Genomic DNA, 21,444 nt, shown 5'->3' with positions numbered 1-21,444 from the left:
CCTACAGCTCCTTGAAGAACGCCTCCGCCGTGTGCAGGAAGAGGTCGTTCGCCTCGGTCTCACCGATCGTGACCCGCAGGCCCTCGCCCGCGAAGGGCCGGACCACCACACCGGCCTTCTCGCAGGCAGCCGCGAAGTCCGCGGTCCGCTCCCCCAGCCGCATCCACACGAAGTTCGCCTGGGTGTCCGGGACCGTCCAGCCCTGCGCCAGCAGCGTCTCGTGGACGCGCTTGCGCTCGCACACCAGCGCCCCGACGCGGCCCATCAGCTCGTCCTCGGCGCGCAGCGAGGCCACCGCCGCGTCCTGGGCGAGCTGGCTGACACCGAAGGGCACCGCGGTCTTGCGCAGCGCCGCGGCCACCGGCTCGTGCGCCACCGCGAAGCCGACGCGCAGGCCGGCCAGCCCGTACGCCTTGGAGAACGTACGCAGCACGGCGACGTTCGGGCGGTCCCGGTACAGCTCGATGCCGTCCGGCACGTCGGTGTCGCGCACGAACTCCCGGTAGGCCTCGTCGAGCACCACCAGGATGTCGGAGGGCACCCGGTCGAGGAAGCGCTCCAGCTCGGCACGGCGCACGGCGGTGCCGGTGGGGTTGTTGGGGTTGCAGACGAAGATCAGCCGGGTCCGCTCGGTGATCGCCTCGGCCATCGCGTCCAGGTCGTGCACATCGCCCTCGGTCAGCGGCACGCGCACCGAGGTCGCACCCGAGATCTGCGTGATGATCGGGTACGCCTCGAAGGAGCGCCAGGCGTAGATGACCTCGTCGCCCGGGCCGGCCGTCGACTGGATCAGCGACTGGGCCACGCCCACCGAGCCGGTGCCGGTGGCGACGTGCTCGACCGGCACCCCGAACCGCTCCGCGATCTCGTTCACCAGGCCGGTGCAGGCCATGTCCGGGTACCGGTTGAAGTTCCCGGCGGCCGCGACCGCGCTCTCCAGCACCCCGGTCAGCGGCGGGTACGGATTCTCGTTCGACGACAGCTTGTACGCGACGGGCCCGCCCGCGGCCGCCGGCTTGCCCGGCTTGTACGTGGGAATGCCGTCCAGCTCGGCGCGCAGCCTCGGGCTCTTCTCGCTCACCGCAGGTCCTCCTCGACCATCCCGTCCGACGTCGCCGTCGACTCAATACTGCTCACCTTATGAGGATTCCGCTCTCCCGAGAATGGGGGCGCCTGGAATGCGGGGGAGCGCGCGCATATATGCGCGCGCTGGTGGCCTGCGCCGTGGCGCGCGTCCCTCGTGCAGGTGAGTTGAGAACGGCCCGGGGGCCCACCGTTTTGGCATGCCCGTGGCCGCCGACAAGCTCCACCCCAGAACACGGGGGTCAAAAGCCTTCAGTTCCAAGGTCATTGGGGGTGGCGAACCATGCAGAAACGTGCCTGTCAACGCGTGCATATGCACACGGACCACCCACCCCACCGAGCCCTACTATCGGCTCGCCATGACAGCAGCAGGGAAGCATCAGGTGAGCCGGACCGAGACCACCCGGCGGGCCGCCGGCCGACAGGGCCGGGCAGGCATCAGGGACGTGGCCGCCGCGGCGGGCGTCTCCATCACAACCGTCTCCGACGCGCTCAATGGCAAGGGACGGCTGCCGGACGCCACCCGCCGCCACGTTCGCGAGGTGGCCGACCGGCTGGGCTACCGCCCGTCCGCCGCCGCCCGCACCCTCCGTACCGGCAAGTCGGGCCTCATCGGCCTGACCGTGACGACGTACGGGGATGAACCTTTCACCTTCACCGAATTCGCCTACTTCGCCGAGATGGCCAGGGCCGCCACCTCCGCCGCGCTCGCCCGCGGCTACGCCCTCGTCATCCTCCCCGCCACCTCCCGACACGACGTGTGGTCCAACGTCGCCCTCGACGGCACCGTCGTCATCGACCCCTCCGACCACGATCCCGTCGTCACCGAACTCGTCCGCCAAGGCCTGCCCGTGGTCTCCGACGGCCGCCCGGCAGGCTCCCTCCCCGTCACCGCCTGGGTCGACAACGACCACGAAGCCGCCGTACTGGGCCTGCTCGACCACCTCGCCGCAGCCGGCGCCCGCAGAATCGGGCTGCTGACCGGCACCACCACCGACACCTACACCCGGCTCTCCACCACCGCCTACATCAACTGGTGCGAGCGCGTCGGCCAGGACCCCGTCTACGAGTCCTACCCCGCCCACGACCCCTGCGCGGGCGCCGTGGCCGCCGACCGGCTCCTCGCCCGCCCCGACCGGCCCGACGCCGTGTACGGGCTCTTCGACCCCAACGGCACCGACCTGCTCGCCGCCGCCCGGCGCTACGGCCTGCGCGTGCCGGAGGACCTGCTGCTCGTGTGCTGCAGCGAGTCCACCGTGTACGCGAACACCGAACCGCCCATCACCACGCTCTCCCTCAAACCGCGCCGCATCGGCACCGCCGTCGTGCAGCTGCTGATCGACGCGATCGAGGGAGTGGACACCGGACGCCCCGTCGAACAGGTCGTCCCGACCGAGCTCATCATCCGTACCTCTTCGCAGCGCAGGCAGACCCGAACGACCGTCAGTCCGCCCCGCTCCCCGGCCCAGGACTGACCCGCCCCACACTTCCTGGACGGGACCTTTGGCCCCGTCCAGGATTTCAGGAACACAGATATCGGGATGAAACGGTAGGAACGATCGGCTCCGGACAGGATTCACCACCCCTGGTGCGTCACACAGCGCGAGCCGCATTCCTATGATGGGCGCACGACATCACGGACCCTCCTCCCTGGAGGTCAGGAGGGTCCGCAGGTGTACGGCAGCGCGACGGTGGTGGAGGGGTCGATGACTCAGGGGGCCGGTCAGGGACCCGCGATGCGGACGGAAACGCTGCGGGACTTCCGGGTGCCGGTCACCGAGCCCGCTCCGTACGCCGTATCCGCCGGGCTGCCCGATGAAGCCCCCGTCTACGGCGAGTACCCGGCGTACTACGAGGACGGGGCGCTCAGCGTGCCCCCGCAGCCGGGCTACACCCCGCAGCCGGCCACCCCGCCCGCCGCGCCACCCGTCCCGCACTACGCGGCTCACGAGGTGCCCGAGGTCGCGGAACCGGAACCCGAGGACGACGACCTCGGGGGGTACACCCCGACCCACCGCGACCTGCCCGTCATCGGGCGCGGCGCGCTCGGCGGCCCGGGTGACACCGTGCAGGTCCAGTACGTGCCCCAGGACCCCGCGGTCGCCGGCCCCGGCCCGCTCTACGTGGTCGGCGACGTCCACGGCTACCTCGACGAGCTCGTCACCGAACTCCACGCCCAGGGCCTCATCGACGCGGAGCGCCGCTGGTCCGCCGGCAACGCCCGGCTGTGGTTCCTCGGCGACTTCACCGACCGCGGCCCGGACGGCATCGGCGTGATCGACCTCGTCATGCGCCTGTCCGCCGAGGCGGCGGCCGCCGGCGGCTACTGCAAGGCCCTCATGGGCAACCACGAGCTGCTGCTCATCGGCGCCAAGCGGTTCGGAGACACCCCCGTCTCCTCCGGAGCCGGCACCGCCACCTTCCAGGCCGCCTGGCTGCTCAACGGCGGCCAGCGCACCGACATGGAACGCCTGCAGGACGTGCACCTGCAGTGGATGTCCCGGCTGGACGCGGCCGTCCTGGAGGAAGGGCACCTGCTCCTGCACTCCGACACCACGGCCTACCTGGACTACGGCGACTCGATCGAAGACGTCAACGACACCATCCACGAGCTGCTCAACCGCAACGACGCCGACATCACCTGGGACCTCTTCCGCAAGTTCACCAAGCGGTTCGCCTTCCGCGACGAGGAGACCGGCCCCGGAGCCGTACGCGAGCTGCTCGGTACCTACGGCGGCAGCCGCGTCGTGCACGGGCACAGCCCGATCCCCTACCTGCTCGGCGAGGTGGGCACCGAGGACGGCGACGCGTCCCGCGGACCGGAGGCCGTGGACGGCCCCCACGTGTACGCGGACGGGCTCGCCATCGCGATGGACGGCGGCGTCACCATGGCGGGCAAACTGCTGGTCGTGCAACTTCCCTTGAGCGACTGAGCCTTTGTCACGCAGGGGGTATTTCTGGAAAGCCCCTGTCAACCTGGTGTGTGGGCCCTCTACCATCGCTCTATCCGTAGCAGGCTCTCCTCCGTTTGTGCCGGCGCCCGGGTCTACGCGGGCAAACCGGCCTCCACGGAGCATCGGGGGATGCACATGACCAGCGCTCCGCACCTGCTGACCGAAGACCGGCCGGAGTTCGATCGGCTCCTCGACGAGGCGCTGCGCACCGCCCATGAACGGCCCGAGCTCGCCGCCCTCGGCGAACGCCTGAACGCCGAACAGCTGCGCACCATGGCCCTGGGGGCCAGCGCCCTGCTGACCGCAGCGGCCGCAACCGAGTACGACCACTACGTGAAGGTCCGCGAGGAACGGCGCGACGAGGTCCTCTCCACCCCCGGGACCGCGGGGGAGGAAGCCGACGGGCAGGGCGGCGCGGGCCTCGGCGCGGTGATCGCGGTCCTCGCACCCGTCCTGGCGGGCACCGCCATGCTGATCTTCCTGCTGGTGGGCTACATCCTGAAACTGATCGAGCCCGAACCGGCCTTCGCCGACACCATGCTGACGGCGGGCTCGTTCTTCGGCGTGCTCACCGTCGCCTCCCTGGTCTTCGCCGTGATCGGCCTGCTGGTGACGGCCGTGCGCAACGGCGCGACCGAGGTGTCCGCGGACGGGGCCGATGCGGTGCCGGACGAGGTCGCGCGGGCCCGCGAAGCCTGGCGGACCGCGCTGCTGGAGCGAGGCATCATGCCGTTCCTGCGGGACGCGCTGGCCGACCCGAGCGCGGGAGCCGGTCTGCCGGCCCCGCGCAGACGCGGCAGCCGGATGCCCCACCTGGGGTACACGGCGCCTGACTTCACCAGCCCGGGATCACCCTCGGAGAGCCCCCGGCCCGGCTACACAGCGCCGGACTTCTCGAGCCCGGACTTCGGCGGACCGGAACGCGAGCCGCAGTAGGCCCCGCCCGACGCGGCGATGTTTCACGTGAAACGAGGGCGCCCCTCCCGGCACAACCTGCCGGGAGGGGCGCCCTCGCGCACGGGGTGCCTCAGTCGGCCAGCGGCAGGTAGACGCGGCTGCCCGAGGCAGCGAACTCGGCGGACTTCTCCGCCATGCCCGCCTGGATCTCCTCGGCCTTCAGGTCGCCGCCGTGCTCGCGGCGGATGTCCTGCGAGATCTTCATCGAGCAGAACTTCGGGCCGCACATGGAGCAGAAGTGCGCGGTCTTGGCCGGCTCGGCGGGCAGGGTCTCGTCGTGGAACTCACGCGCCGTGTCGGGGTCGAGGGCCAGGTTGAACTGATCCTCCCAGCGGAACTCGAAGCGGGCGTCCGACAGCGCGTCGTCCCACTCCTGGGCTCCGGGGTGCCCCTTGGCCAGGTCCGCGGCGTGCGCGGCGATCTTGTACGTGATGACGCCGGTCTTGACGTCGTCGCGGTTGGGCAGGCCCAGGTGCTCCTTGGGCGTGACGTAGCAGAGCATCGCGGTGCCCCACCAGGCGATCATGGCGGCACCGATGCCCGAGGTGATGTGGTCGTACGCGGGCGCGACGTCGGTGGTCAGCGGGCCGAGCGTGTAGAACGGCGCCTCCTCGCAGATCTCCTGCTGGAGGTCGATGTTCTCCTTGATCTTGTGCATCGGGACGTGGCCCGGGCCCTCGATCATGGTCTGGACGTTGTGCCGCTTGGCGATGGTGTTCAGCTCGCCCAGCGTCTTCAGCTCGGCGAACTGCGCCGCGTCGTTGGCGTCCGCGATGGAGCCGGGGCGCAGGCCGTCACCCAGCGAGTAGGTGACGTCGTACGTCGCGAGGATCTCGCAGAGCTCCTCGAAGTTCGTGTAGAGGAAGTTCTCCTTGTGGTGCGCCAGGCACCACGCGGCCATGATCGATCCGCCGCGGGAGACGATGCCGGTCTTGCGGCGGGCGGTCAGCGGGACGTACGGCAGCAGCACGCCGGCGTGGACCGTCATGTAGTCGACGCCCTGCTCGGCCTGCTCGATGACCGTGTCCTTGTAGATCTCCCAGGTCAGGTCCTCGGCGCGGCCGTCGACCTTCTCCAGCGCCTGGTAGAGCGGGACGGTGCCGATCGGGACGGGGGAGTTGCGCAGCACCCACTCGCGCGTGGTGTGGATGTTGCGGCCCGTCGAGAGGTCCATGACGGTGTCGGCGCCCCACTTGGTCGCCCAGGTCATCTTGTCGACCTCCTCCTCGATGGAGGAGGTGACCGCGGAGTTGCCGATGTTGGCGTTGACCTTCACCAGGAACCGCTTGCCGATGATCATCGGCTCGATCTCGGGGTGGTTCACGTTCGCGGGAAGCACCGCGCGACCTGCGGCGATCTCCTCGCGGACGACCTCGGGGGAGACGTTCTCGCGGATCGCGACGTACTCCATCTCCGGGGTGATCTCGCCCCGGCGGGCGTACGCGAGCTGCGTGACGGCGGCGCCGCCGCGGCCCCGGCGGGGCTGGCGCGGACGGCCCGGGAAGACCGCGTCGAGGTTCTTGAGCCCGCCCCGCGGCGACGTGTGCTTGATCCCGTCGTCCTCGGGGCGCACGGGACGTCCCGCGTACTCCTCGGTGTCCCCGCGACCGATGATCCAGTTCTCGCGCAGCGGAGCGAGACCGCGGCGCACGTCGGTCTCGATCTGCGGGTCGGTGTACGGACCGGACGTGTCGTAGAGCGTCACGTCCTTGCCGTTGGTGAGGTGGACCTGGCGGACCGGCACCCGGATGTCGGGGCGGGAGCCCGCCACGTAGCCCTTGTGCCAGCCCGGCTGGCGCTCGGTCTGGCCGTCGGTGTCCTGGCTGACGGCAGGCGTGCGTGCGTCCTGAATGGTCATGAGACCTATCTCCCTACGCCGGCATTACCCGGTAACAGGTTCGGCGGTCGACGCAGCCTCTTCCCGTACGCATCCGTGATGCTCGTACGGTGATCAGCGCCCTCTCAGCCCGGTGCTCCGAGCTCCCGCGTTGTGCAAAGGTGCCCCCACGCTAGCGTCATCTAGGGCGTGCTGAACAGTGGGCCCCCTCATCTCTTGCGATGATCTGCCAGTGACGACCTCGCCGCAGCCCCCCACCGAGCCCACGGATCCCTCTGGCCACACAGGCCACGCGCACTCGGGTTCCGGGCACTCCGCCGGCCATGCCCACAGTCACGGCCACGGCCCGGCGGCCCCCGTCTCGAAGCACCTGCGCAAGGTCATCGCGGCCGTGCTGATCCCCTTCGCCGCCGCCGTCTTCGTCGGCATGGCAGTGCTCTGGCCGGGCGGCGCCCCCGCCCACGAGCGCACGGGCGTCGGCTTCGACCGCCAGACCCAGCAGGGCACGGTCGTCTCGCTCGAGCACGTCGACTGCAAATCGGTGAACGCCTCGCAGGTGCCGACCACCGGCGACACCTCGACCCCCGAGGGCCGCGAGGCGCAGGCCGCTCAGACCGGCGAGTGCAAGAAGGCCACCGTGAAGGTCGGCACCGGGCCGGACCAGGGCCGCACCTTCGTGGAGATCGTCCAGCCCGGCGCACCGCGGCAGTTGACGGACGGCCAGGAGGTCGTGGTCGCCTACGCGCCGGACGCCCCCCGGGACCTCCAGTACTCGGTGATCGACGTGAACCGCAAGCTCCCCATGGCGCTGCTGGCGGCCATCTTCGCCGTCGCGGTGGTCGTGGTCGGCCGGATGCGCGGACTGTTCGCGCTGATCGCCCTGGTCATCAGCTTCGGCGTGCTGACCCTCTTCATCCTCCCGGCCATCCTGCAGGGGTCGAACCCGCTGCTCGTCGCGGTCATCGGGGCGAGCGCCATCATGCTCATCGCCCTCTACATGTGCCACGGGCTGACCGCCCGCACCTCGGTCGCCGTCCTCGGCACGCTCGTCTCCCTGGTCCTGATCGGACTGCTGGGCTCGCTGTTCATCGACTGGGCGTTCCTCAGCGGCAACACCGACGACAACACCGGTCTGATCCACGGGCTCTACCCGGACATCGACATGAGCGGTTTGCTGCTCGCAGGCGTGATCATCGGTTCGCTGGGCGTCCTGGACGACGTGACGGTCACGCAGACCTCGGCGGTGTGGGAACTCCGTCAGGCCGACCCCTCGATGGGGCCGCGCGCCCTGTACCGGGCAGCCATCCGGATCGGCCGCGACCACATCGCGTCGGTGGTCAACACCCTGGTGCTGGCGTACGCGGGCGCCGCGCTCCCCCTGCTCCTGCTGTTCACGATCGCGAACAGCAGCATGGGCTCGGTGGCGAACAGCGAGCTCGTCGCGGAGGAGATCGTACGGACCCTCGTGGGCTCGATCGGCCTCGTGGCCTCGGTCCCCGTGACGACGGCGCTGGCCGCTCTGGTCGTCTCGGCCGACCGGCCGGGGACCCCGGAGACGGCAGCGGCCCCGGGGCCGGTCCGTGGCGGCCGGGGCCGTCGGCGCAAGCGCTGAGGAGACACCGCGGTCAGCGGCCCCCTCACATCGGCGGTGCCTGGTCAGCCCGCGTTCTGCTCGTTCTGCCGGGACTCGGCCAGGATCTTGCCGAGCGCCTCGTCGAGGTTCTCCTCGAAGTCACCCAGGTTCCGCTCCTGGCCGAGCGGAACGAGCCGGTCGGTGCGGTCGAGGAACGCGACGAGCGGCGCCGCGCCGGCGCGGAACAGAGCCCGGTCGCCGCCGACCTGAAGGCGGATGTGGACATCGGACAGCTCCTCGGGGTCGGTGGGGGCGATGTGCACATCGCCGTCACCGCACGGCTTGTTGATGCCGTCGAGGAGCAGTTCCCGGCCGAACGCCCAGGTCACGGGCGCATCTCCGGGAAGGTGGAAGGTAAGGCGAACTGCGTAGGGATCACGAGTGTCGTACCGGAGTTCCACCGGAATCCGGAACGACAGCTCCTCGGAAACGAGGAAGCTCATCATGACCTCTGCCTGTACCGACTCGCGCATTGCCTACCCCGATGTAGTGGAAGTGGCCAGGAATGGTCCCCCAGGACCCTCTTGACAAGGGTGGTGTAAGCGCTAGCAGATCACAAGGAGTGAGTTTTCAGATACTGATAGAGAACGAGAGGGTGCTCAACAGCGCGCCTACTTCACTCCGTAGCCGATCGACTACACAGGGCAATCTTTCTGCCTGGTGCAGGGGTAGAGAAACAGCCATGGTCGCGGCGGCGTCACCCGCCGTAATGGGAATGGCCGCACATACCGTGCCCAAGGCATATTCCTGCCGTTCGATCACGGGCTGCATTCGCTCCAGTGATCCGATCCGGTGCTCCAGCGACCGTTGATCCGGCACGGTATAAGGGGTGATGGCCTCGACCGGATGCCGGTCGTAATAGTCCTTGCGCGTCTTCTCGTCGAGCTGGCCGAGCAGGCACTGCCCGATGGCGTGCGCGTGGCCGGTCTCGCGGAAATCGGCCCACTCCTCGCAGGCCGGGCTGGCCGGGGTGTCCGAGACGCCCACGACCTCGATCTCACCCTCGCGGAACATCGCGAAGTAGACGGGGGCCCCGACGGCTTCGCGGAAGTGCGCGAGCGAGTCGAGGATCATGCTGCGACGTTTCTGCTGCAGTCCGCCAACGGCCAGCCGCCCGGCCGCGGCGCCCAGCACGAAGACGCCGCCCTCTCTGCGCAGGTAGCCCTCGTGGGTCAGGGTGCGCAGCAGGTGGTACGCGGTCGGGAGCGGCAGCCCGGCCTCGCGCGCCAGCTGTTTCGCCGGGGCTCCGCCGCTGTGCGAGCCCGCGGCTTCGAGCAGCCTCAGCGCCCGCTGCACCGAACCGATGAGAGTCGGCACACCGGTGTTGTGGACCGAAGACAAAGCTCACCCCCAGGCGTGGCGGCGGGCTGTGGGGGCCCGCCCTGCGGGGGCCGCCCCCGCGCATGCCGTGGCTCCTGGGGGTCTTGCTCAGCACCTGCTTGAGAGAGCCGCAGTCCAGAACAGTGGTACCGGCGGTCGGTGCCCAGGGGACGGCACAGATTGCCACTGTATCGGCCGATTCCTGCGGGGTGAGCGGTTTCGCCCCCCGCGTTCCCCCGACTGGCCCAATCCCGACGGGCCCGACCCTCTCCTCCTACCACTCCCCGGAGGAGGAGGACTTCGCGCCGCGGCCGCTGAACTTCTTCACCAGGAAGACCAGACCGCCGACGAGGCCGACGAAGAGGAGCAGCTTGAAGACGAGCGAGATCAGGGCGCCGAGGACGCTCGTGATCACACCGCCGAAGACGAACAGCGCCAGAAGCGGGACCGCGACCCACTTCACCCACCAGGGCATGCCTGCGAATACCTCTCGGATGCCGTCCATGTCCTCGACCTCTTCCTCGTCTTCCTCGTCCGTGACTTCCTGCTCTCGACTCTAGGAGGCGGCGGACCCGGGCGGGGGCCCGCCAGCCCCCGGAGTCCCCTGATCCGCCCCCTAGGGGGACCGGGGTCCACGACCTCATCGGACGGGGAGGCGCTCAGGCCTCCGGCGGTGAGAACACCACCATCACCCGCAGGTCCTCGCTGATGTGGTGGAACTTGTGCGGCACCCCCGCCGGCACGTAGACGACACTGCCCCGCGCCACGGTCGTCGTCTCCTCGCCGACCGTGATCGAGGCCCGGCCGCTCACGACGAAGTACACCTCGTCCTGACGGTGCGGCTGCTGCGGATCGCTGTGGCCGGCGTCGAGCGCGTACAGCCCGACCGACATGTTCCGCTCCCGCAGGAACTGCAGATAGGCGCCGTCGTTGGCGGCCCGCTCCGCTTCGAGCTCGTCAAGCCGGAAGGCTTTCATCGTGGTTGCGCCCCTTGTACTCGATCGTTCCCTCGCATCCGCTGATCTGCGGATGTCCCACCGGGATCTTCTCTGCCACGATCAGACACATGACGAATTTCGTAGTCAAGACGCTCGCGAACGCGGCGGCCCTGGCCGTCGCCATCTGGCTGCTCGCCGGCATCACCCTCGACGACGGGAGCAGCCTGGGCCGCAGGACGATCACCCTGCTGCTCGTCGCCCTGGTGTTCGGCCTGGTCAACTTCATCGTCAAGCCCGTGGTGAAGCTGTTCTCGCTGCCCCTGTTCATCCTCACCCTCGGCCTGTTCACCCTGGTCGTGAACGCCCTGATGCTGATGCTGACCTCGTGGCTGGCCAAGCAGCTCGACCTCAGCTTCCACGTCGACGGATTCTGGACCGCCGTCCTCGGCGGCCTGATCATCTCCATCGTCTCCTGGGCCGCGAACATGGTCCTGCCCGACAAGAACTGAGCGGGCCGCCCATGTACCGCGTGTGCTTCGTCTGCACGGGCAACATATGCCGCTCGCCAATGGCCGAGGCCGTCTTCCGCGCGCACGTCGCCGAGGCCGGGCTCGGCGATGCCGTCGAGGTCGACAGCGCCGGGACCGGCGGCTGGCACGAGGGCGACGGCGCCGACCCGCGCACCGTCGCCGTCCTGGAAGCCGCGGGATACGAGCAGGCCCACCGGGCCCGGCAGTTCCGGGCCTCCTGGTTCGACCGCCTCGACCTCGTCATCGCGCTCGACGCCGGGCACCTGCGGGACCTTCGGGCGCTCGCCCCCACACCGCACGACGCCGCCAAGGTCCGGCTGCTGCGGTCCTACGATCCGGCGGCCGCGGCCGCCGAGGCCGACGTACCCGATCCGTACTACGGCTCCCTCGACGGTTTCGAGGAGTGCCTGGAGCTGGTCGAGACGGCGAGCACCGGTCTGCTGGACGCCGTACGCGAGGCCGTGAAGGAGCACTCCGCATGAACGAGGACACGTACGACACCGCCCGGTTCGGCGACGGCACGCGGGCCGTCCGCGCCGGGCTGCCCGAGCCCGTCAAGAACGAGCCGCCCCTGCCGGGACCGGTCTTCGCCGCCCACTTCCACCTCCCCGGCGACGTCGAAGGCCCGTACACCTACGGCCGCGACACCAATCCGACCTGGACGCTCCTGGAGCAGGCCATCGGAGAGCTGGAGGCCCCCGGCCAGGACGTGCACACCGTCGTCTTCGCCTCCGGCATGGCCGCGGTCTCCGCCGTCCTGCTCTCGCAGGCGCGCACCGGCGACACCGTGGTCCTGCCCGACGACGGCTATCAGGCGCTGCCCCTGCTGCGGGAGCAGCTCGAGGCCTACGGGATCCGGGTGCGCACCGCCCCGACGGGGGACGAGGCCCAGCTCTCGGTGCTCGACGGTGCCCGCGTGCTGTGGATCGAGACCCCCTCCAATCCCGGGCTCGACGTGTGCGACGTACGCCGCCTCGTGGAAGCCGCGCACGCCGGCGGGACCCTGGTCGCGGTCGACAACACCCTCGCCACCCCGCTCGGCCAGCGGCCGCTCGAGCTCGGCGCGGACTTCTCGGTCGCCAGCGGTACCAAGGGCCTGACCGGACACGGCGACGTGCTGCTCGGCTACGTCGTCTGCCGCGACCCCGGACTCGCCGCCCGGGTCCGGCAGTGGCGCAAGATCGTCGGCGCGATCCCGGGTCCGATGGAGGCCTGGCTCGCCCACCGCTCCCTGGCCACCATCCAGCTGCGCGCACAGCGCCAGTGGGCCAACGCACTGGCCGTCGCCGAGGCGCTGGCCGACCGCTCCGACGTGACCGGGCTGCGCTACCCGGGCCTGGCCTCGGACCCGTCCCACAAGACGGCCGCCCGGCAGATGCGGGGCTTCGGGTCGGTGGTCTCCTTCACGCTGCCCGGCCGCGCGCACGCCGAACGCTTCATGGCGGCCCTCCACCTCGTCGAGGACGCGACGAGTTTCGGCGGAGTACGGTCCACCGCCGAGCGGCGGGGGCGGTGGGGCGGGGACGCCGTGCCGGAGGGATTCATCCGCTTCTCGGCCGGCGCCGAGGACACGGAGGACCTGGTCGCAGACGTCCTGCGCGCCCTCGGCCGCGCGGCCCGCACGGCCGACGGAGGCTGAACGGGCCGTGGAACGGCGGTCCGAGCCTCCCCCCTCGTGGCTCGGACCGCCCTGGGTTCTGCCGGCGAAGAACCACGTGACAAGGCTAGTTGACTCAGCGTCAGAGTCCAATCACGGTAACGACAGGAGGCTATCGGCGTACTTATAGTTGAAGCCCCCACCGAAAGGTGCCGCGATGGACCTGGCCCTGCTGCGCACCTTCGTCGCCGTCCACCGGGCGGGCTCCTTCACCCGGGCCGCCGCGCTGCTGGGGCTGTCCCAGCCGGCCGTGACCTCGCAGATCCGCACCCTCGAACGCCAGCTGGGCCGCCCGCTGTTCCACCGCCGGGCCCGCGGCGTCACCCCGACCGCGGTGGGCGACGAGCTCGCCCACAAGGCCGCCCCGCACCTCGACGCGCTGCTGCGGATCACCGAGTCCGAGCGGGAGGCCGCCGGCGCCTCGCGCACCCTGCACGTCGCCGGGCCCCCCGAGTTCCTGTGCCTGCGCGTGCTGCCCGCCCTCGCGCCCCTCGTCGGCCAGGGCCACACCCTGCGCGCCGCGCTGCACACCGGCGCCGAGGAGACCCTCGACGGACTGGCCGCCGGCCACCACGACCTCGTCGTCACCACCGCCCACCCCCGGGGCGGACTGTTCACCGCCTCCGCGCTGTGGGACGAGGAGCTCGTGCTGGTCGCGGCGCCGTACTGGGCCGCCCTGATCGGGCCGGACCGGCTGCGCGAAGCCGGCTCCGCGGCCCTCGCGGGCATTCCGTTCGTCGAGGTACACGAGAGCCTGCCCCTCGTCGCCCGCTACTGGGCCGCCGTGTTCGACAGCCGGCCCGACGCCGACGACGCCGCCGCCACCGTGGTCGTGCCCGATCTGCGGGCCGTGCTGGAATGCGTACAGGCCGGGGCCGGGTTCGCCGTCCTGCCCCGCTACCTGTGCCAGGGCGCCCTCGACAGCGGGCGGATCACCGCCCTCGCGGAGCCCCCGGTGCCTCCGCTGCGCACGTGGTTCCTCGTCGTGCGGGCCGGCAGCCTGTCCCTGGCCCATCTCGCCCGCGCCCACGAGCGGCTGCTGCACGCCGCAGCACGCTGGTGAGCCCCTCTTTCCGGCCCCTGGCGCGTTTCAGAAGGGGAGCAGTGGGCCACTCTTCTCCCATGACCGAACGTCCCGTGGTCAAACGCACCGCCCGCGCGATCCTGCTCGACGGTGACGACCTGATCCTCATCAAACGCACCAAGCCCGGCGTCGATCCGTACTGGCTCACCCCCGGCGGCGGAGTGGAGTCCTCGGACGCCACCGTCGTCGACGCCCTCCACCGGGAGGTCCACGAAGAACTCGGCGCGAAGATCACCGATGTCGTTCCCTGTTTCGTCGATACCGTCGAGCACATCGCCGACGGGGGAGTCACCGGCGTGAAGGTGCAGCACTTCTTCGTCTGCCACCTCGAATCGATGGACCCCAGCCAGCGGCACGGCCCCGAGATCGACCAGCCCGAGGGCGAGTACGAGATCGTCCGGGTGCCCTTCAGCCGGGTGGGGATCGCGGCCGTCCACCTCGTACCGCTGTCCCTGCGGCACTACCTCGACGGGAACATCGAGGGCGTACACGCCATGCACGCCCCCGACCTGGGCTGAGCCCGCGGCCGGGACCGGCGGGCGTGCCCGCCGGTCTCAGCCGGCCACGCCCGCCAGCTCCTCCACCGCGTCGTGCCGGATCCGCTCGCCGGGGATCCCGATCCGCTTGAGCTCGTCGACCCCGCTGCGGATCATCGCGGGCGGCCCGGATATGAACGCGTCGTAGGAGCTCCACGGTCCGTGCTCCCCGACCGCCTGCGGCAGCTGCCCGGCGAGCCAGTCGCCGACCACCGGGCGGACCGACAGCCAGGGGTGCGAGCGCTGCAGCCCCAGCAGCGTGTCCTTGTCGTACAGGTCGTGATCGCTGCGGGCCCCGAAGAACACCTCCACCGGGCGCCGCTCGCCGTGCTCGGCCACGTCCTCGATCAGCGCCTTGATCGGGGCGATCCCGGTGCCTCCGCCCAGGCACAGCATCCCGTTGTCCGTCGTGTGGTCCACCACCATCGACCCGGCCGGCGGGCCGAGCCGCAGCACGTCGCCCGGGCGGGCGTGGCGCACCAGCGCGTTGGAGACCCAGCCCGCGGGGACGGCCTTGACGTGGAAGGACAGCAGGCCGTCGGCGCGCGGGGCCGAGGCGAAGGAGTAGTGCCGCCACACCCGGGGCCACCACGGGGTCTCCAGGCTGGCGTACTGGCCGGCCAGGAAGCGGTACGGCTGGTCGGGGCGAACGGTCAGCACGGCGATGTCCGAGGTGCGCAGGTCGTGCGAGACCACCTCGGCCTGCCACCACGCCGGGCTGCCGGCCTCGTCCTCCGCCGCCGCGTCGATCATGATCTGGGAGATGGCCGTGTAGGTCCGTACCCACGCTGCCTCGGTCTCGGGCCCCCAGGCCTGCGCGTACCGGGCCAGCGCACCGAGGAGGGCCTCGCCCACCACCGGATAGTGGCCCGCCAGGGTGCCGTACTTGCGGTGGCCGGTGCCGAGCCTGCGCAGATAGGGCGTGAGCACCTCGGGGTTGTCGATGTGCTCGGCCGCTGTCAGCAGGGCCTTCAGCAGCCGGTCGCGCTGGACGTCCATGGCGGCGGGGAACATGCCGCGCACTTCCGGATGGCCGGTGAACACCAGGGCGTAGAAGTACGAGGTCACCTTGTCGGCGACGGGTGCGATGTCCGCGAGGGTCCGGCGGATGAGCACGGCATCCGGCGAGGGCTCGGCCGCACCCCCCTCGACGGGTATCCGGGCCGTCCCCCGTCTGGCCGATCTGGTGGGCGGAGCGTCCATGCGGTGCCTCGCTTCGAAACATCTCGGTCGGTCTGCACACGCCACGGCTGTGAATCCGTGGTTCCGGGGTTCACAGCGTGCCAGCCACCCCGGGGGCCTGCGGGGAAATGCGGGAATTCCGCGTTTCGAACCCACTTTCCTCTTAAGATGCCTCAACTCCCGGGCGTGGCATCCCTGCGAGCTGGTATGCCTCCCTGAGGTCCCGGCCCTCGTAGACATGCGTGGCCCGCTTCGCCAGGTACGGCCGCGCGTTGACCGCCACCGAGACGGGCACCACCTCGAAGAGCATCGCATCGGTCATCGAGTCCCCGTACGCGACGCAGTCGCCCCGGCTGACCCCGAACCGCTCGCACAGCCGGTCCGCCACCGTGACCTTGCCCTCGGGGGTCAGGATCCCCGACACCTCCATGGGCCCCGCGAACGGCACCTGCGGATACAGCGAACCGTGCGCCGCGTGCACACCCCACTCCAGCAGCATCTCCACGAAGAAGGACGGCGACAGGGAGATCACCGCGCAGTAGTCCCCGCGCTCCCGGATCTCCCGCCACACCTCCTGGATACCCGCCAGCCACGGGGAACCGTCGAACGCCGCCCGGACGTGCAGGGGCGTCAGCTCCGACCACAGGGCGTGTGCGGCCAGCGAGAACTCGTGCGGGCCGATCTCGCATGCGGCGAACGACCGCTCCAGCTCGGCGATCTCGGCGCTCAGGCCGAGCTGTCGGGAAATCTCGACCGGCGCCGCGGAACCGAACATCAGGGTGCCGTCGAGGTCGAAGAGGTGCAGGCGGGGCATAGTCATCGAGGCTAAACCGTCCGCCGCGCGCTCAGCAGCATGTTTCACGTGAAACACCGATCGGCTTCACCGGAGCTCCTCCCGTGCCGCCGAGGTCGATGTTTCACGTGAAACATTCCCTCCCAAATCCTCTGGACGGCTCCCGACTGCATGATCCAGTCTGAGTCGGTGACACCTCCACACCTCACCGAGCTGCCGATCCGAGCGTTGAACGCGGACGATCTCCGCCACTGCGCCGACCTGTCCGAAGACCGCGGCTGGCCCCGCGAGGACCACAAATGGGGGCTGCTGCTCGCCGCCGGAACCGGGTACGGAGTCGACGCCCCGGACGGCCGGGGACTGGCCGCCGCCTGTGTCGTCACCGGCTACGGCGGCACCCGCGCCGAACCGGAACTCGCCGCCATCGGCATGGTCCTCGTCGCCGACCGCTACGCCCGCCGGGGCCTGGGCCGCCGCCTGATGACGCACATCTGCGACGACGTCCTCAAGGGCATCCCCCTCACTCTGCACGCCACGCCCTACGGACGTCCGCTCTACGAGGAGCTCGGCTTCGCGACCACGGGCCGCGCCGAGATGCTGAAGGGCGTCTTCCGTCCGGATCCCGCTGCCGCCCCCTCCGGCAACGGCACCGTCCGGCCCGCCACCGCCGAGGACCTGCCGCGGATCCTCCAGCTGGACACCGAGGTCTTCGGCAACGACCGGACCCACGTGATCACCCGGCTTCCCGCCTTCACCGACCGGCTGCTCGTCACCGAGGACCGGGACGGCACCCTCACCGGGTACGCCGCGATCTGGCCCAACATGGAGACCCATGTCATCGGCCCGCTGATCGCCCGCGACACCGCCGGCGCGCAGGCACTCGTCACCGCGCTCGCCGCCACCACCGACCGGCCGCTGCGCACCGACGTCGACGTACGCCACGAGGAGCTCGTCTCCTGGCTCAAGGACCGCGGCCTTGACTCCGTGGCCTTCAACGCCGTCATGACCAGGGACATCCCGGGCCTGCCCGGTGACTGGACCCGCCGCTGGGCGCCGCTCACCGTGGCCGCTGGCTGAGAAAGGATCCCCCCGCCATGACCGAGACCCCCGAGCTCGCCATCCGCCCCGCCATCGAGGCCGATCTGCCCGCCATCGTCGCCATGCTGGCCGACGACCCCCTCGGCGCGACCCGGGAATCGCCCGAGGACCTCACCCCGTACCTCGCGGCCTTCAAGCGCCTGGCCGAGGATCCGAACCAGCACCTCGTCGTGGCCGTCCGCGCGGAACGCGTCGTGGGCACGCTGCAGTTGACGATCGTCCCGGGCCTGTCCCGCAAGGGGTCCACCCGCTCCATCATCGAGGGCGTCCGCGTCCACGCCGACGAGCGCGGCAGCGGCCTGGGCACCCGCTTCGTGGAATGGGCCATCGAGAAGTCCCGCGCCGAGAGCTGCGAGATCGTGCAGCTCACCTCGGACGCGACCCGCACCGACGCGCACCGCTTCTACGAGCGGCTCGGCTTCGCCGCCTCCCACGTCGGGTTCAAGCTCCAGCTCTGAACGGCCGTGACCGCAGGCCGGGCCACCATGTCAGCGGCCCGGCCTACGCTCGGCAGGATGAGCCCCAGCCCGCCTCTCGCCACCACCGCCGAGGCCGCACGCCTCGCCGCATGGGTCGGCGAGGCCCGCATCACCCCGCGCTTGCGCACCCCGCTGGAGCGCGAACCCAGCTCCTGAGCCGGGCCGTCAGCCGATGCCCCGCCAGCCCTGCGGGTCCACCCCGCCGGGCACCGGGGTCCCGGCGTCGTACGGCTCCCGCGTGAACACGAAGGACGCCAGGTCGAGGTGGCTCACCGAGCCGTCGGCGCGCCGTACCGCCCGCAGCGTCTCCCCCGCGTAGTACCCGGACAGACCGGTCCACGTACCGTCCGGCTCCGCCCGGAAACGCGCGGACCGGCCGGTCGCACCCACCGGCCCCAGCTCCAGCGATCCGTCCGCCTTCAGCCGCACCACTTGGGCGGACGTGCCCCAGTACCAGGGCCCGCACACCTCCAGCGGCACCTGGTCGGCCTGCGCGAACGGCCGCCACGGCTGCGGGAACCGCGGCTCGGCGTCCGCGACGACCGCCACCAGGTCCGCGGCCACCGACGCGGCCGGCAGCCCCGAGGTGCAGTTCGCCAGCACCACCGCCGCCACGTCGTCCGTCTCGCTCAGCCACAGGCCCGCGACGAACCCCGGCAGCGATCCGCTGTGCCCCGCGAGCCGGCGCCCGCCCTGGGCCATCAGCTGCATCCCCAGCCCGTAGCCGAACTCGGCGAGGCCCGGCTCCGGCGGAGCTGCCGACGTGCGCATCTCCCGTACCGACCGCGCGCCCAGCACCCGGTCGTCGCCCCGCAGCAGGAAGTCCGCGAACCGTGCCAAGTCCCTTGTCGTGGACCACAGCTGACCGGCCGGAGCCATCAGCCCCAGGTCCTCGAGCGGCTCGGGCATCATCAGGTCCGCCCACGGGTGCACGGCCCAGCCGCCCGCGTGCGGTGCCTGCGACGACCCGCTCGTCCGCTCCAGCCCCAGCGGCTCCAGCACCTCGGCCCGCAGCGCCTCTTCCCACGGCTTCCCGCGCAGCACCTCGATCAGCGAACCGAGCAGGGTGTAACCGGGGTTGGAGTAGTGGTGCCGGCTTCCGGGCGCGTGCCGCAGCGGGTCGTCCCCCAGTACGTCGGCCAGGTCGGGGCGCAGCACTCCGGGGGTGCGCTCCCACCACTCGCCGGGGGTCTCCGCCGCCAGACCGCCGGTGTGGGCCAGCAGTTGGGCGATGGTCACCTCGCCGACGCCGGTGCCCGGCAGATGCTTCTCCAGCGGATCCGCGAGGTCCAGCAGGCCCTCGTCACGCAGCCGCATCACCAGAACGGCGGTGAAGGTCTTGGTGATCGACCCGATCCGGTACTGGACGTCCCCGTCCGGGCCGTGGCCTTCCACCGAGGTCCGGGAGCCCTCCCAGACCACCTCCCCGCCCCGCACGACGGCCGCCACCACCGACGGGGCCCGGCCCTCGCTCTGCGCGACGGCGATCCGGTGGCGCAGCGCCCGCCGCGTGGCAGGGAGAAGTTCCAGGTCCTCAGAGAGCTCATCCATGATCGGATGCTACGTGTTGGCCATGTCCACGAACCGCGAATAGTGGCCCTGGAAGGCGACCGTGATCGTCGCCGTGGGGCCGTTGCGGTGCTTCGCCACGATCAGGTCCGCCTCGCCCGCGCGGGGGGACTCCTTCTCGTACGCGTCCTCGCGGTGGAGCAGGATCACCATGTCGGCGTCCTGCTCGATCGAGCCCGACTCACGCAGGTCGGAGACCATGGGCTTCTTGTCCGTGCGCTGCTCCGGGCCACGGTTCAGCTGGGAGAGCGCGATCACGGGGACCTCGAGCTCCTTCGCCAGCAGCTTGAGGTTTCGGGACATGTCCGAGACCTCCTGCTGGCGGCTCTCGGGACGGCGCGAGCCGCCCGACTGCATCAGCTGGAGGTAGTCGATGACCACGAGCGAGAGGTCGTTGCGCTGCTTGAGCCGACGGCACTTGGCGCGGATCTCCATCATCGACAGGTTGGGGGAATCGTCGATGTAGAGCGGGGCGGCTGACACGTCGGGCATCCGCCGGGCCAGCCGGGTCCAGTCGTCGTCCGTCATCGTGCCCGAGCGCATGTGGTGCAGCGCCACCCGGGCCTCCGCCGAGAGCAGGCGCATCGCGATCTCGTTGCGCCCCATTTCGAGGGAGAAGATCACGCTCGGCAGGTTGCTCTTGATGGAGCAGGCGCGCGCGAAGTCCAGCGCGAGCGTGGACTTTCCCATGGCGGGTCGGGCGGCGATGACGATCATCTGACCGGGGTGCAAACCGTTGGTCAGCGAGTCGAGGTCCGTGAAGCCGGTCGGCACGCCCGACATCTGCCCGCTGCGCGACCCGATCGCCTCGATCTCGTCGAGGGCGCCCTCCATGATGTCGCCGAGCGGGAGGTAGTCCTCGGAGGTCCGCTGCTCGGTGACCGCGTAGATCTCGGCCTGGGCGCTGTTGACGATCTCGTCGACGTCTCCGTCGGCCGCGTAGCCCATCTGTGTGATCTTCGTACCGGCCGCGACCAGGCGGCGCAGGACGGCGCGCTCGTGGACGATCTCCGCGTAGTACTCGGCGTTCGCCGCCGTCGGGACCGACTGCACCAGGGTGTGCAGGTACGAGGCCCCGCCGACCTTGCTGATCTCCCCGCGCCGGGTCAGCTCGGCGCCGACCGTGATCGGGTCGGCCGGCTCTCCCTTGGCGTACAGGTCGAGGATGGCCTGGTAGATCGTCTCGTGCGAGGGCCGGTAGAAGTCGTGTCCCTTGAGGACCTCGACGACATCGGCGATCGCGTCCTTGGAGAGCAGCATGCCGCCGAGCACCGACTGCTCGGCGTCGAGGTCCTGCGGGGGGACGCGCTCGAAGCCGCCTCCGGCGCCGCCGCCGTCCCAGGAGCCGCTCTCGCGGCCCCGGTCGTGCTGCTCGTCACCGCGTCCGCGGCCCTCGCCGTTGCGGCGGGGACGGGGCGGCAGACGGTCACCCGGACCGCTGTCGGCCCAAGGGTCGTCCATGGGCTCGGGCATGCTCACCGGGCCGCCTCCTCCCGTCCGCAACGCGGACCTCGCCGTGCCACTCTTTCTACGACACGGCTCTGACATATGGGGCACCCGAATCGGCTGTCGGCGAGTCGGGCAACGCACCACGGTAGGGCCGACGGCGGCGTCAGCCAATCTTGTTATCCACAGGCTGTGTGGATGAGGTGTGGACGACGGCGCCAATGCTGTGGGTAAGTCCCCGGAAGCTGTGCACGGACCGGGGGACGACGCTGTGGACAAAATCACCTACCCCACCCCCTCACCCCATCTGACCTGCACTTTCCCTACTCGATCAGGCCCGCTCGGAAA

General features: G+C 70.7%; 21 protein-coding genes and 1 riboswitch. Of the genes, 11 read left to right on the top strand and 10 right to left on the bottom strand.

Features of this window, described 5'->3' with window-relative positions:
* Position 1 precedes the first annotated feature (1 nt).
* Entirely contained in the window at positions 2-1,081 is a 1,080-nt protein-coding gene (gene hisC / locus AB0D66_RS02775; RefSeq protein ID WP_362295569.1) for a histidinol-phosphate transaminase, read from the bottom strand.
* A gap of 361 nt (positions 1,082-1,442) precedes the next feature.
* On the opposite strand from hisC, the gene AB0D66_RS02770 reads away from it, so the two are divergent.
* From AB0D66_RS02770 to AB0D66_RS02760, 3 genes are all read left to right on the top strand, one after another.
* Positions 1,443-2,558 (top strand): LacI family DNA-binding transcriptional regulator, encoded by a 1,116-nt coding sequence (locus AB0D66_RS02770; RefSeq protein WP_362295566.1) that lies wholly within the window; start codon positions 1,443-1,445, stop codon positions 2,556-2,558.
* A 216-nt stretch (positions 2,559-2,774) separates the two neighbouring features.
* Positions 2,775-4,016 (top strand): metallophosphoesterase, encoded by a 1,242-nt coding sequence (locus AB0D66_RS02765; RefSeq protein WP_362295865.1) that lies wholly within the window; start codon positions 2,775-2,777, stop codon positions 4,014-4,016.
* Positions 4,017-4,166: 150 nt separating this feature from the next.
* Positions 4,167-4,973, top strand: a complete 807-nt coding sequence (locus AB0D66_RS02760) for a hypothetical protein (protein ID WP_362295563.1) — start codon at positions 4,167-4,169, stop codon at positions 4,971-4,973.
* A 91-nt stretch (positions 4,974-5,064) separates the two neighbouring features.
* Here AB0D66_RS02760 and thiC read toward each other — a convergent pair whose 3' ends face one another.
* On the bottom strand, positions 5,065-6,852 hold the full coding sequence (thiC, locus tag AB0D66_RS02755; protein ID WP_362295560.1) for a phosphomethylpyrimidine synthase ThiC: 1,788 nt from the start codon (positions 6,850-6,852) through the stop codon (positions 5,065-5,067).
* Positions 6,846-6,991: riboswitch (TPP riboswitch) on the bottom strand. Its footprint overlaps the gene before it by 7 nt.
* A 72-nt stretch (positions 6,992-7,063) precedes the next feature.
* Between thiC and AB0D66_RS02750 the strand changes: the two genes are divergently transcribed.
* On the top strand, positions 7,064-8,443 hold the full coding sequence (locus tag AB0D66_RS02750) for a YibE/F family protein (protein ID WP_362295557.1): 1,380 nt from the start codon (positions 7,064-7,066) through the stop codon (positions 8,441-8,443).
* A 44-nt stretch (positions 8,444-8,487) separates the two neighbouring features.
* On the opposite strand, the gene AB0D66_RS02745 is transcribed toward AB0D66_RS02750, so the two are convergent.
* From AB0D66_RS02745 to AB0D66_RS02730, 4 genes are all read right to left on the bottom strand, one after another.
* Positions 8,488-8,937: an SsgA family sporulation/cell division regulator gene (locus AB0D66_RS02745; RefSeq protein ID WP_362295554.1), complete on the bottom strand. Its 450-nt coding sequence runs from the start codon at positions 8,935-8,937 to the stop codon at positions 8,488-8,490.
* 97 nt (positions 8,938-9,034) lie between these two features.
* Positions 9,035-9,781 carry a helix-turn-helix domain-containing protein gene (locus AB0D66_RS02740; RefSeq protein WP_362295550.1) on the bottom strand — a complete coding sequence of 249 codons (747 nt, stop codon included), beginning with the start codon at positions 9,779-9,781 and terminating at the stop codon, positions 9,035-9,037.
* Between the two features lie 277 nt (positions 9,782-10,058).
* Positions 10,059-10,289 (bottom strand): DUF5326 family protein, encoded by a 231-nt coding sequence (locus tag AB0D66_RS02735; RefSeq protein WP_362295547.1) that lies wholly within the window; start codon positions 10,287-10,289, stop codon positions 10,059-10,061.
* Positions 10,290-10,443: 154 nt separating this feature from the next.
* The gene (locus tag AB0D66_RS02730) at positions 10,444-10,761 is read right to left on the bottom strand and encodes a cupin domain-containing protein (protein WP_362295544.1); all 318 of its coding nucleotides are present in this window, start codon (positions 10,759-10,761) and stop codon (positions 10,444-10,446) included.
* A gap of 89 nt (positions 10,762-10,850) precedes the next feature.
* Here AB0D66_RS02730 and AB0D66_RS02725 point away from each other — a divergent pair, with 89 nt between their 5' ends.
* From AB0D66_RS02725 to AB0D66_RS02705, 5 genes are all read left to right on the top strand, one after another.
* Entirely contained in the window at positions 10,851-11,231 is a 381-nt protein-coding gene (locus AB0D66_RS02725) for a phage holin family protein (protein ID WP_362295541.1), read from the top strand.
* An 11-nt stretch (positions 11,232-11,242) separates the two neighbouring features.
* Complete coding sequence (locus AB0D66_RS02720) at positions 11,243-11,734, top strand: low molecular weight protein-tyrosine-phosphatase (RefSeq protein WP_362295538.1); 492 nt, start codon at positions 11,243-11,245, stop codon at positions 11,732-11,734.
* Positions 11,731-12,891 carry a cystathionine gamma-lyase gene (locus AB0D66_RS02715; protein WP_362295535.1) on the top strand — a complete coding sequence of 387 codons (1,161 nt, stop codon included), beginning with the start codon at positions 11,731-11,733 and terminating at the stop codon, positions 12,889-12,891. Before AB0D66_RS02720 ends, AB0D66_RS02715 begins: the two co-directional genes overlap by 4 nt.
* Before the next feature lie 175 nt (positions 12,892-13,066).
* Positions 13,067-13,972: a LysR family transcriptional regulator gene (locus tag AB0D66_RS02710; protein WP_362295532.1), complete on the top strand. Its 906-nt coding sequence runs from the start codon at positions 13,067-13,069 to the stop codon at positions 13,970-13,972.
* A 59-nt stretch (positions 13,973-14,031) separates the two neighbouring features.
* The gene (locus AB0D66_RS02705; RefSeq protein ID WP_362295529.1) at positions 14,032-14,511 is read left to right on the top strand and encodes an NUDIX hydrolase; all 480 of its coding nucleotides are present in this window, start codon (positions 14,032-14,034) and stop codon (positions 14,509-14,511) included.
* A gap of 36 nt (positions 14,512-14,547) precedes the next feature.
* Here AB0D66_RS02705 and AB0D66_RS02700 read toward each other — a convergent pair whose 3' ends face one another.
* Complete coding sequence (locus tag AB0D66_RS02700) at positions 14,548-15,951, bottom strand: globin domain-containing protein (protein WP_362295526.1); 1,404 nt, start codon at positions 15,949-15,951, stop codon at positions 14,548-14,550.
* Positions 15,875-16,525, bottom strand: coding sequence for an HAD-IB family phosphatase (locus AB0D66_RS02695; RefSeq protein ID WP_362295862.1), 651 nt, complete (start codon positions 16,523-16,525; stop codon positions 15,875-15,877). Before AB0D66_RS02695 ends, AB0D66_RS02700 begins: the two co-directional genes overlap by 77 nt.
* Before the next feature lie 168 nt (positions 16,526-16,693).
* Here AB0D66_RS02695 and AB0D66_RS02690 point away from each other — a divergent pair, with 168 nt between their 5' ends.
* Positions 16,694-17,581: a GNAT family N-acetyltransferase gene (locus AB0D66_RS02690; RefSeq protein WP_362295523.1), complete on the top strand. Its 888-nt coding sequence runs from the start codon at positions 16,694-16,696 to the stop codon at positions 17,579-17,581.
* Between the two features lie 17 nt (positions 17,582-17,598).
* On the top strand, positions 17,599-18,060 hold the full coding sequence (locus AB0D66_RS02685) for a GNAT family N-acetyltransferase (protein WP_362295520.1): 462 nt from the start codon (positions 17,599-17,601) through the stop codon (positions 18,058-18,060).
* A gap of 186 nt (positions 18,061-18,246) precedes the next feature.
* Here the strand turns inward: AB0D66_RS02685 and AB0D66_RS02680 are convergent, their stop codons facing one another.
* Both AB0D66_RS02680 and dnaB read right to left on the bottom strand, forming a co-directional pair.
* A complete protein-coding gene (locus AB0D66_RS02680; protein ID WP_362295517.1) occupies positions 18,247-19,632 on the bottom strand; it encodes a serine hydrolase domain-containing protein in 1,386 nt (461 codons plus the stop codon).
* Positions 19,633-19,641: 9 nt separating this feature from the next.
* Positions 19,642-21,111: a replicative DNA helicase gene (gene dnaB / locus AB0D66_RS02675; RefSeq protein ID WP_362295859.1), complete on the bottom strand. Its 1,470-nt coding sequence runs from the start codon at positions 21,109-21,111 to the stop codon at positions 19,642-19,644.
* Positions 21,112-21,444 lie beyond the last annotated feature (333 nt).

Origin of the sequence: Streptomyces sp. NPDC048270, assembly GCF_040652335.1 — a bacterium.
Classification (GTDB): Bacteria; Actinomycetota; Actinomycetes; order Streptomycetales; family Streptomycetaceae; genus Streptomyces.
Note: the sequence above shows the minus strand (reverse complement) of the source record. Positions and strands in the feature narration are given on the sequence as shown.